Source organism: Streptomyces ziwulingensis (assembly GCF_039542605.1).
GTDB classification, from domain to species: domain Bacteria; phylum Actinomycetota; class Actinomycetes; order Streptomycetales; family Streptomycetaceae; genus Streptomyces; species Streptomyces ziwulingensis.
Map to the genome: position 1 here is coordinate 1 of NZ_BAABIG010000071.1, position 11,535 is coordinate 11,535.

Genomic DNA, 11,535 nt, shown 5'->3' on the forward strand with positions numbered 1-11,535 from the left:
CCGCGGCGCCCGCGCCCGCCGCCGCCCAGCCGGCCCCGGCCAAGGCCGCCGCCCCGGCCGCTCAGGCCGCCCCCGCGGCGAAGCCCGCCGCCAAGGCGCCGGCCAAGGCCGAGCCCGCGAAGGAGGCCGCCGGCGGACCCGAGCTGGTCACCCTGCGCGGTCCGGCCGCGGCGGTCGCGAAGAACATGGACGCCTCGCTGGAGATGCCCACGGCCACGTCCGTGCGCGCCGTCCCGGTGAAGCTGCTCTTCGACAACCGCATCGTCATCAACAACCACCTCAAGCGCGCCCGCGGCGGGAAGATCTCCTTCACGCACCTCATCGGGTACGCGATGGTGCAGGCCGTCAAGGCCATGCCGGCGATGAACAACTCGTTCCAGACCAAGGACGGCAAGCCGACCCTGGTCAAGCCGGAACACGTCAACCTCGGTCTCGCCATCGACCTGGTCAAGCCCAACGGCGACCGCCAGCTCGTCGTCGCGGCGATCAAGAAGGCCGAGACGCTGAACTTCTTCGAGTTCTGGCAGGCCTACGAGGACATCGTCCGTCGCGCCCGCGACAACAAGCTGACGATGGCCGACTTCACCGGCGTCACGGTCTCCCTGACCAACCCCGGCGGCCTCGGCACCGTCCACTCGGTGCCGCGGCTGATGCCCGGACAGTCGGTCATCATGGGCGTCGGCGCCATGGACTACCCGGCCGAGTTCCAGGGCACCAGCCAGGACACCCTCAACAAGCTCGGTGTCTCGAAGGTCATGACGCTCACGTCGACCTACGACCACCGGGTGATCCAGGGCGCCGCCTCGGGCGAGTTCCTGCGCCAGGTCGCCAACCTCCTCCTCGGGGAGAACGGCTTCTACGACGAGATCTTCGAGGCGCTGCGCATCCCCTACGAGCCGGTCCGCTGGCTCAAGGACATCGACGCCAGCCACGACGACGACGTCACCAAGGCCGCCCGGGTCTTCGAGCTGATCCACTCCTACCGGGTCCGCGGCCACGTCATGGCCGACACCGACCCGCTGGAGTACCAGCAGCGCAAGCACCCCGACCTGGACATCACCGAGCACGGGCTCACGCTGTGGGACCTGGAGCGCGAGTTCGCCGTCGGCGGTTTCGCCGGCAAGGCGATGATGAAGCTGCGCGACATCCTCGGCGTGCTGCGCGACTCGTACTGCCGCACCACCGGCATCGAGTTCATGCACATCCAGGACCCCAAGCAGCGCAAGTGGATCCAGGACCGGGTGGAGCGCGGCCACTCCAAGCCGGAGCGCGAGGAACAGCTCCGCATCCTGCGGCGCCTGAACGCGGCGGAGGCGTTCGAGACCTTCCTGCAGACGAAGTACGTCGGCCAGAAGCGCTTCTCGCTGGAGGGCGGCGAGTCCGTCATCCCGCTGCTCGACGCGGTCCTGGACTCGGCCGCCGAGTCCCGCCTTGACGAGGTCGTCGTCGGCATGGCCCACCGCGGCCGCCTCAACGTCCTCGCCAACATCGTCGGCAAGTCGTACGCGCAGATCTTCCGCGAGTTCGAGGGCAACCTCGACCCGAAGTCGATGCACGGCTCCGGCGACGTGAAGTACCACCTGGGCGCCGAGGGCACCTTCACCGGTCTCGACGGCGAGCAGATCAAGGTCAACCTCTGCGCGAACCCCTCGCACCTGGAGACGGTCGACCCGGTCCTGGAGGGCGTCGCCCGCGCCAAGCAGGACATCATCAACAAGGGCGGCACGGACTTTACCGTCCTGCCGGTGGCGATCCACGGCGACGCGGCCTTCGCGGGCCAGGGCGTGGTGGCCGAGACCCTGAACATGTCGCAGCTCCGGGGCTACCGCACCGGCGGCACGATCCACATCGTCATCAACAACCAGGTCGGCTTCACGGCGGCGCCCGAGTCCTCGCGCTCGTCGATGTACGCCACCGACGTGGCGCGGATGATCGAGGCCCCGATCTTCCACGTCAACGGCGACGACCCGGAGGCCGTGGTCCGCGTGGCCCGGCTGGCCTTCGAGTTCCGCCAGGCGTTCAACAAGGACGTGGTCATCGACCTCATCTGCTACCGCCGCCGCGGGCACAACGAGTCGGACAACCCGGCCTTCACCCAGCCGCTGATGTACGACCTGATCGACAAGAAGCGCTCGGTGCGCAAGCTCTACACCGAGTCCCTCATCGGTCGCGGCGACATCACCCTGGAAGAGGCCGAGCAGGCCCTGCAGGACTACCAGGGGCAGCTCGAAAAGGTCTTCACCGAGGTCCGCGAGGCCACCTCGCAGCCCGGCTCGGTGCAGCCGGCCGAGCCGCAGGCCGAGTTCCCGGTCGCCGTGAACACCGCGGTCACCCCCGAGGTCGTCAAGCGGATCGCCGAGTCCCAGGTCAACATCCCCGACCACGTCACCGTGCACCCGCGGCTGCTGCCGCAGTTGCAGCGCCGGGCGTCGATGGTCGAGGACGGCACGATCGACTGGGGCATGGGCGAGACCCTCGCGGTCGGCTCCCTCCTCCTGGAGGGCGTGCCCGTCCGCCTGGCCGGCCAGGACTCGCAGCGCGGCACCTTCGGCCAGCGGCACGCGGTGATCATCGACCGCAACACGGGCGAGGAGTACACGCCGCTGCAGTACCTCGCCGAGGAGCAGTCGCGGTACAACGTGTACAACTCGCTGCTCTCCGAGTACGCCGCGATGGGCTTCGAGTACGGCTACTCGCTGGCCCGCCCCGACGCGCTGGTGCTCTGGGAGGCGCAGTTCGGCGACTTCGTCAACGGCGCCCAGACGATCGTGGACGAGTACATCTCGGCGGCCGAGCAGAAGTGGAACCAGACCTCCGGTGTGGTCCTGCTGCTGCCGCACGGCTACGAGGGCCAGGGCCCGGACCACTCCTCGGCCCGGGTCGAGCGCTTCCTCCAGCTCTGCGCGCAGAACAACATGACGGTCGCGATGCCGACCTCGCCGTCGAACTACTTCCACCTCCTGCGGTGGCAGGTGCACAACCCGCACCACAAGCCGCTGGTCATCTTCACCCCGAAGTCGATGCTGCGCCTGAAGGCGGCGGCCTCGAAGGCGGAGGAGTTCACCACCGGCCAGTTCCGCCCGGTCATCGGCGACGACTCGGTCGAGGCGGCCGCGGTCAAGAAGGTCGTCTTCACGACCGGCAAGGTCTACTACGACCTGGACGCCGAGCGGAAGAAGCGCGGCGTGACGGACACGGCGATCGTCCGCATCGAGCGGCTGTACCCGCTGGCGGGCACCGAGCTCCAGGCGGAGATCGCCAAGTACCCGAACGCCGAGAAGTACCTGTGGGCGCAGGAGGAGCCGGCGAACCAGGGCGCGTGGCCCTTCATCGCCCTCAACCTGATCGACCACCTGGACCTGGCGGTCGGCGCGGACGTCCCGCACGGCGAGCGGCTGCGGCGCATCTCACGCCCGCGCAGCTCCTCCCCGGCGGTCGGTTCCGCGAAGCGGCACCAGGCCGAGCAGGAGCAGCTCGTCCACGAGGTGTTCGACGCGTGACCGACTGACGTCGGCCCACCCGACGCCCGAGGGCCCGCCACCGGAACTTCTCCGGGGGCGGGCCCTTCGGCGTGGGGGCGAGTGGCGGGGTCAGGTGATCTGGGGTTCGAAGTCCCAGTACGGCCGGGCGCGCGCCCGGGCGGAGACGGTGAGCGGATGGTGACCGCCGAAGTCGGCCATGAGGACGGCCAGCGCCCGTCGCTCGACGTCGTCGGCCTCCGTTTGCCGCCCGAGCGCGCGCAGATCGGCCGCCAGCGCCACCTGGGCGGCCACGGAGAACGGATGGCCGGGGCCCAGGGCGAGGGCGGCCCCGGTGACCGTGTCCCCGCTCAGCACGAGAGCGCGCTCGGCGTCACCGGCGTCCGCGCGGGCGGCCGACGCGTTGAGCGCGCAGCCCAGGGTCCAGGGATGCGCGGGTCCCAGGGCCGTCGTCATGTCCGAGAGGGTCGCCTCGGCCAGGGCCAGGGCTGCGTCCCGCTCACCGGCCCGCCGCAGCACCAGCGCGTGGTTGGCGCGGGCCCCCACGGTGTAGGGGTGTCCGGCGGTCAGGGTCGCCTCGTAGCGGGCGATGACCGCCTCGCCGAGTTCCCCGGCGAGCTCGGCGTCACCGTGCTCCCGGACGAAGCAGCTCTGTCCGACGGCGAAGATCAGTGTCAGCGGGTCCTCCTCGCCCAGCACCCGTTCCCCGCGCTCCAGCGCGCGGGAGAAGTGCCGGGCGGCGCCCTCCAGGTCCCCCGCGAGGTAGCGGCACATCGCCAGGCCGTGCCCGGCCCGCAGGCTCTGGGGGCTGTCGGCGCCCAGCGCCTCGTGGCCCGCCCACAGATTCCGTTCCTGGATCGCCTCCGCCTCGGAGTACCGGCCCAGCAGCCGCAGGTCGACGGCGTAGGCGAGTTCCGAGTTGAGCGTCCACGGGTGGTGGGCGCGCAGCAGCCGCCGACGCGCCTCCATCGTCTTCCGGTCGAGGTCCAGGGCCTCTCGGTACCGTCCGAGCAGCCGCAGGGAGACGGCCACGTTGTTCAGGGCGTTGAGGGAGCGGGTGTCCTCCTCGCCGAACACCGCGCGCGAGTTGGCCAGGACCCGCTCCGACAGTTCCAGCGCCTCCTCATACTGCCCGAGGCCCCGCAGGTCCGCGGCGAGCCCACCGAGGGTGCGCAGCAGGTCGGGGTCCCGTTCCCCGCGCTCCCGCTGCAGCCGCCGTACGGCCGCTCGCTCGATCTGCATCGTGCGGTGGTAGTCACCGGAGGCGCGCAGCAGGTTGGCGTAGTGGTAGATCAGCTCCCAGATCAGGGGGTGGCTCTCGCCGAGCAGCCCGCGCCAGGCCGTGGCGGCCCGCTCGCCGAGTTCCACCCCTGCTCCGTACTCCCCGGAGAGGTACAGGTAGCGAAGGCAGTTCAGGACCAGCCCCTGCACTTTCGCGTCGGTGCTGTCGAGGCCGCGCGCGTACGTCAGGTGGGGCACGATCTCGGCGTACACGGGCCAGTCGGCGGGGGTCGAGGGGCGCCCCGGGTCGGCTGCCGCGAGAGCCCGCCGTACGACGTCGACGAACTCGTGCCGGTCGTCGTCCGGCATGTCCTTGTGCACGAACTGGTGGACGAGACGGTGCAGGTAGAGGAACTCCCGCTCGGGGGCCGCCTCGTAGCGCTCGACCCGGACGACGGAGAACCGGCGGAGCTGGCCGACCGCCCGGCTCCACAGCGCCGGGTCGGTCAGCAGGTTCGCGACCGAGGGAGGCAGGCCCTCGCGCGGCATGTCCTGGAGCAGGTCCACGGGGATGAGGCCGGGGGCGAAGAAGGTGCACAGCCGCAGCAGGTCGATCGATTCCGGGACGGTCTCCCGGAGCTTGTGCAGGAGCATCGACCAGGCCGTCTCGAAAGCCAGCGGGAAGTCCGCCGACACCCTCACGACGGCGCTGTCGATCCCGCTGCCCAGCAGGCCGATGTATTCCTCGACCGAGAGGTCCGAGTCCGTCAGCCAGCCCGCCGTCTGGTCCAGCAGCAGCGGGAGGTCGTCCAGCGCCTGGGCCAGCCGGTCCGCCTCCGCCCCGGTCAGCCGCGGCGCGCGGCGGCGGACGAAGGCGACCGACTCGGCTCGGGAGTAGACACCGACCTCCAGCAGCCCGCTGCCGTGCTCGCTCCACTCGGGATTGCGGGAGGTGATGAGCACATGTCCGGGCCCGGTGGGCACCAGGTCCCCGACCTGGTCCGGGTCGTCCGCGCCGTCCAGGACGAGCAGCCAGCGCGGGTACGGCTCACCGCGCCGCAGCGAGTCGCGTACCGCCCGCAGCCGCTCGCCGTACTCCTGCCCGGTGAGCAGGCCGAGTCGCGGTGCCAGTTCGGCGAGCTGCCGTCGGCAGGTGACCCGGTTGTCCGCGTTCACCCACCACACCACGTCGTACTCCGGGCCGAACCGGTGGGCGTACTCCGTCGCGAGCTGTGTCTTGCCCATTCCGGACATGCCGTACAGCGTCACCGTGCCCGCGGTCTGCAGTACTTGGTGCACCTCCGCGAGCTTCTCCTCCCGGCCCGTGAAACGGGTGTTCCGGCGCGGCACGGCCCCCCACACCTCCGGCGCGGTCGCCGGGTAGCGCGGGCGGTGTTCCGCCCCGGCCGGGTTCTGGCCGACCGGATCGGGCGGCAGGTCCAGTCGGTCCAGCAGCCGCCGCTCCGCCTCCGGTGCGCTCAGACCGGCCAGTTCGATCGGCGTCAGCGCCCGGGCCGCCGACGGGAAGGCGGACGCGGTGACGGACACGGCGGTGAAGCGGGAACGTTCGACGGCGGCGAGCCCGCGCAACGCCTGGGCCCACTCCTGCGAGGTGTGGGCTCCCTGGTCGAAGTAGCGCCCGCTCAGGACGAGCAGGACGGGGCCGGGCCCCAGGTCCTGGAGGAGGGCGGACAGCGGGGTGTCGGCCGACGGTTCCCACCGCAGGTACGCCACCCGCTGTCCGCGCCGCTCCAGCAGATCCCCGATCCAGGCGGCCCACGCCCGGTCGAAGCCGGCGAAGCTGAGCGTCACGGTCCGCCGGTCGGCAGGTGCGGCGGGGCGCTCCGCCCGCACCTCGGATCCCTCCCGTGCCACCGGCTCCTGCCGAGCCGGGTGCGCGGCGAAGGGCAGGTCGGCCGGCCGGCCTCCCCCGGAATCCGCCGCGTCGCGGATCTCCGCCCGCAGTTCGGCCTTGCGGACCGGCACACCCCAGCGGTTGCTGACCGTCAGCCACAGCGAGGCCGGTCCGGTGCCGGTGCCCGCGGACACCCGGAACCGGGCCGGCCCGTACGTGCCGCCGAAGCGGTGCAGGACGACGCTCGGTTCGCCGAGTGCCGCGCAGGCGAAGTGCGGGGAGCCGTCCAGGGAGAGGGTGAAGGCGAACTCCTCCTCCGGATAGGGCCAGTCGGCCGGGGTGCCGTCGGAGGCCGGGAGGGGTCCGCGCAGGTCGACGGTGACGAGGTAGTCACCGCCCGCGTCGGCCTGCCGGGGCCAGGCCACGACGGGCTCGATCAGCAGTGGCCGCTCGTCGCCGCTCACCACCCCTCACCGCCTCGGGCGTCGCGTCCGTCCGCCCTGGTGAGCCGCAGCGTGGTCCGCGGGTGGCCGTAGTAGTGGAACATGAAGGCGTACAGCAGTCGCAGGACCCGTTTCTGGCCCGCGCTGTCGACCCGTCCGTCGTCGTCGCGGACGCGCGGGACCCCCGTCAGGGGACCGAACTCGGCCAGCGCCCGCCCGCGGAAGGCCCGGAGCGTCTGCGGCACCGGCCGCCGCGGATGGTCGGCGACCTCCCCCATCAGGCGCCGGACCATTTCCCGGGCCTCCCCGTCGCCGACCTTCCCGGACGTGACGATGCAGCCGCCCGCCCCTTTGCGCAGGAACAGTTCGGCGAAGCCACGCAGCGCCTCCTCGCCCTGGGCACGGTTGTCGACGAACCTGCCGGAGTCGCAGGCGTTGAGGCAGACCAGTGAGCGGTCCCGGCGCAGGACGGTCATCGCCTCACCGTTCAGTTCGGCCCAGGTGCGGTCACCCAGGGTGAGGTGGGGCACGGTGTCGCCGTAGGTGCCGTGGCAGCCGAGATACACCAGGCCGGTGGGGTCGGCCGTGGCCTCCAGTTCGCGCAGGAAGGGCGTCATGCGCCGGTGCAGCCGGTGCGTGTAGGGGGCGAAGACGTCGCTGTCCTCGGCCATGTCCTGGTGAAGGTAGCCGAGAACCCTGCCGCGGCAGTCACCGGTGTCGGGCGGCAGGCCGGGGCCGAGGTCGCGGACGGTGGTCCAGCGGGCCAGCACGGTCAGCGCGCCCAGCGGACCGCCCGGCGTCTTCAGCGCGGTGTCCTCGGGCAACCAGAACAGCTCCCAGGGCAGGTCGAACCCGGTGTCGTCCCAGACGACGAGACGCAGGTCCTCGCCGTGCCGGGCGCGGATCCGCTGCAGCCAGTGGGCGAGTTCGCGCTGGTTGTCCGACCACAGGCGAATGCCGCGCAGCACCTCGGAGGGGTACTCGCCCTCCTCCTGCCGGAGGGCGGCGAGGCGGACGGCGGGGGCGGTGAGGCGGGTCGGTCCGGACGCGCAGGTCACGGACAGCTCGCCGCACCAGCCGTGCAGCCGGTAGCCCTGCCGTCCGTCGGCGCTCTCGCTGCGCAGCACGCGGAGCACGGCCAGGCCGTCGTCGAGGTGCGCATCAGGGTGGGCCTCGGTGCCGCCGAGGCCGGAGGGCGGCTCCTGAGCGCGGCGCAGAGCGGGCACGGCGAGCACCGGCCGGCGCGCGGCGGCCCTCAGCCCCGGCAGTCCCGTACGGCGTACGGCGGTGCCGGCTCCGGTCAGCCAGCGCGGCCCGCGCTGCGGCTCACCGCTCACCGGTGCCTCCGGCCCGCCCCTCGGCCACCGTCGCGCCCAGGCTGTCGGCGAGGACGAACGGCAGGTCGCCGTACGGCTCCCGGGCCGCGTCGACGACGGCCACGTGCAGCCGGGTACGGTCCATGGCACCGATGCGGGCCGCGGCCTCGACGGTGTCCTCGACCCCTGCGGCGGCCACCTCGCCGGTCAGCCGGCCGGAGTGGCTGGCCCGCAGGGGGACGTTCCCGCGTCCGTCGGTCACGACGACCAGCCAGGCCTCGGCGGGACCGGTGCCGTGCTGGCGGAAGGTGCGGCGCAGTGCCTGCGCGGCCAGTTCGACGCCGTGGGCGAGCGGGGTGGCCCGGCCCGCCGGGCGGTACAGCGCGGCGAGCACCCGGGGGTCCAGGACGCTACGGGCCGCGAAGGACCCGGCGCGCAGTTCATCCGCCGCGTCGGCCGCGCCGACCTCGATCACCTGGACGGTGGCCCGGCTGGTGTACGCCCACTGCAGGAAGGGTGTCAAGGCGTCCTGCCAGTCCCAGTCGTCACCCCGGCAGGTGTGGTCGAGGAGTATCACCAGGACGCGTTCGGGGGCCCCGGCGCGGACATTGCCGTGCAGGTCGACCGGTGAGACGGTGAATCGGTCGGTGCGCCGCAGGCGTTGGTGGACGGCGGCCTCCCGCACGGTCCGCACCCAGGCGAGGTCACGCAGGTCCGTTGCGCGCCGGGTGCCGATCACGGTGCCCCGCGCGGCGGCGGGCCCGGAAGTGCGCCGTCCGGGGGCGCGCAGCGGTACGAAGTCGCGCGGTCCGGCCGCCTCGTCCTCGGGGAAGGGACCGCCGGGCCCGGCGGGTACGGGCCCGGGGGCGCTCCCCACGCCTTCGGCGGGCCCGGACTCCAGCAGCGTCCCGGGCCTGCGTGCGCGGTGCCGGTCGTCGCGCTCACCCCGGTGCCGTGCGGAGACCGTGCGGGGCGCCCCGCCCGGCGGTGGTTCGCCGTCGTCGGGCGGGGCGGGGCCGTCCTGGGGCCCGCGCGGCGGTTCTGACACGGTCAGGCCGATGAGCCGGGCCGCCGTCTCGCCGTGCCCGTCCGAGGCGGCCGGCGCCCCGTCGAGGGCCGCGACCGTACGGGCGAGCCGTCCGAGCGCCAGCTCCCGGCGGACGCCGGCGTTCGGGCCCAGCAGTTCCCGCACTCGGGTGAGCGCCTCGTCGGTGACCGGCACGGGTGCGACGCCGCGGCCGGCGGCCCGCCACGCGGCCGGCAGGGCGTCGAACAGTTCGTCGGGCGGGGGGAGGCGCAGTTCCGCCGCCGACAGCCGTACGGCGAACCGGTCCAGCAGGTGGCGGCTGAGCCGTCCCGCGTCGGCGGACCGGCAGGCGGCCAGCCAGCGTGCCCGGGGCCGGAGCGTGCGGCGCAGTCCGGTGCGTTCCACCACGGCCACGTCAGCGCCGAGGAGTTGAACGGCCGCACGCATCCCGGTGACGCTCAGCCGGGCCAGGTCGGGCACCACGACCAGCGGCGCCGGCCCGCCACCGGTGCCGGTGCCGGTGTCGGTGTCGGTGTCGACGAGCGGGCCGGGTTCGGTGCTGAAGGTGATGCCGTGAGTGTCCTGGCGCAACCGGGTGCGGGTCCACAGGTCCTCGTCGCGGTCGGCGGCGCCCAGCACGACCGGTGGCCGGGCTGCTTCGGCCGAGCCGGCGAGGAGGTGGGTGAAGAGGCGGGCGACCGGGGCGACGAGCCGGGGTTCCAGGTCGAGCAGCAGTACGCCGGACAGGGCGGGATCGGCCGCGGCGCAGACCAGGGCGTGAGTGAGCCGCCGCATCAGATCGGCCGCCCGTGGATCGTCCACGGGGGCGTCGGTGCGGCTCGGCGGCCGGATGACCATGCTCGCTCAGCCTTCGAAGAGGTCCTCGACGCGGTCCCGGTCCTCGGGCCCCCAGTCGAAGGTGCCGCCGTGCGCGGTCTCCGGGCGGCGGTGCCGCAGCGCCATGGGCAGCACGCGCCGCACATGGCCGGCCTCCACCCGGTCGGCGCCCTCCAGCGCGGCGCACGCGCGTGCCGCCTGAGTGGCGGCGATCTCCCCGCGCTGCCCCACGGCCTCCGTACGGTCCGCCGCCCGGGCACACAGCGCCACGATGTCGTCGGGCACGACGACGTGTGCGACCCGTTCGCGGGCCGCCCGCAGCCGTTCGCGAAGGGCGGCGTCGTCCCGTTCCGCCGCGACCAGCCACTCCGAGTCAGCCCGTCCCGTCTCCGCCTCGAAGTCCAGCACCGTGCGGATCAGCCGGTGCCGGGCGTCGGCGTCCAGTTGCTCGGCGGTGACCATCAGTCCGAAGCGGTCCAGCAACTGCGGGCGCAGTCCGCCCTCTTCGGAGTTCATGGTGCCGACCAGTCCGAAGGAGAGGTGCTTGGCGGTGCCGAGTCCCTCGCGCTGCACCGACAGCAGGCCCGTGGAGACGACGTCCAGGATGATGTCGACGAGGTGGTCGTCCAGCAGGTTGACCTCGTCGATGTAGAGCAGGCCCCGGACCGCCGCGTCCTCCAGGAGGCCGGGCTGCGGGCGGGCCTCGCCCCGGATCAGCGCGTCGAGGTCCCAGCCGCCGATGACCCGGTCGTCGGTCGCGTTGATGGGCAGGGTGACCGGCAGCTCGCCGTGGGCCATCAGCGCGAAGGCCCGTACCAGGGTGGACTTGGCGGTGCCGCGCGGCCCGGCCATCAGGACACCGCCGACACCCGGCATGACGTGGTTCAGCTCCAGCGCCAGCTTCAGTTCGTCCTGGGCCACGACACGGGAGTACGGCAGGATGCGCACGCCCGGCGGGGTGTGGCTCACGAGGCGGCCCCGTCCGTGCCCCCGGAACCGGTCCGCCAGCGCAGCGTGATCTGGAGCTGGGCCTCCGCCCCGCTCTTGACCAGGGCCGCGACCCCGGCGTCGACCTTGATGGCGAGCTGCAGTTCGATCTCGTCCGGGCGCAGTCCTTCCTGCAGTTCGTCGAAGTGCCGTACCGCCTGGGCGGCGCACCGGCGGGCCAGGTCCAGCCCGTCGGCGTAGACGTCGCGGGCGACCCGGACGACGCGCGGTCCCGCGCCGTCCCGGGTCCCCTCGTCGCCGTAGACGAGGTCGAGCCCGTCGGCGGCGGACGGGACGGACTCCGCGTCCACCTCGACCGGGACGGGCCCGTCCGCGCCCCGCGACACCGGCCCCACTAAGATCACCACAC

6 protein-coding genes are annotated in these 11,535 nt (G+C 73.1%); 1 reads left to right on the forward strand and 5 read right to left on the reverse strand.

Translation table 11 applies throughout. The features are described 5' to 3' along the window. On the forward strand, positions 1–3,500 hold a 3,500-nt coding region (locus ABEB00_RS28890), incomplete at its 5' end, for a multifunctional oxoglutarate decarboxylase/oxoglutarate dehydrogenase thiamine pyrophosphate-binding subunit/dihydrolipoyllysine-residue succinyltransferase subunit (protein WP_345623407.1). 90 nt (positions 3,501–3,590) lie between these two features. Here ABEB00_RS28890 and fxsT read toward each other — a convergent pair. From fxsT to ABEB00_RS28915, 5 genes are all read right to left on the reverse strand, one after another. Next, positions 3,591–6,554, reverse strand: a complete 2,964-nt coding sequence (gene fxsT, locus ABEB00_RS28895) for an FxSxx-COOH system tetratricopeptide repeat protein (RefSeq protein WP_345623556.1) — start codon at positions 6,552–6,554, stop codon at positions 3,591–3,593. A gap of 461 nt (positions 6,555–7,015) precedes the next feature. Next, a complete protein-coding gene (locus ABEB00_RS28900; RefSeq protein ID WP_345623409.1) occupies positions 7,016–8,335 on the reverse strand; it encodes a CHAT domain-containing protein in 1,320 nt (439 codons plus the stop codon). Further along, on the reverse strand, positions 8,325–10,199 hold the full coding sequence (locus ABEB00_RS28905; RefSeq protein ID WP_345623410.1) for a magnesium chelatase: 1,875 nt from the start codon (positions 10,197–10,199) through the stop codon (positions 8,325–8,327). The genes ABEB00_RS28900 and ABEB00_RS28905 overlap by 11 nt, the downstream gene beginning before the upstream one ends. Positions 10,200–10,205: 6 nt before the next feature. After that, positions 10,206–11,147, reverse strand: a complete 942-nt coding sequence (locus tag ABEB00_RS28910; RefSeq protein ID WP_345623411.1) for an AAA family ATPase — start codon at positions 11,145–11,147, stop codon at positions 10,206–10,208. Then, a complete protein-coding gene (locus tag ABEB00_RS28915; RefSeq protein WP_345623412.1) occupies positions 11,144–11,533 on the reverse strand; it encodes a CU044_2847 family protein in 390 nt (129 codons plus the stop codon). Before ABEB00_RS28915 ends, ABEB00_RS28910 begins: the two co-directional genes overlap by 4 nt. Between the last annotated feature and the right edge of the window lie 2 nt (positions 11,534–11,535).

What these genes read in the sequence shown, in the direction of transcription:
- ABEB00_RS28905 (WP_345623410.1), bottom strand. Translation starts at nt 10,199, where the DNA reads ATGGTCATCCGGCCGCCGAGCCGCACCGACGCCCCCGTGGACGATCCA.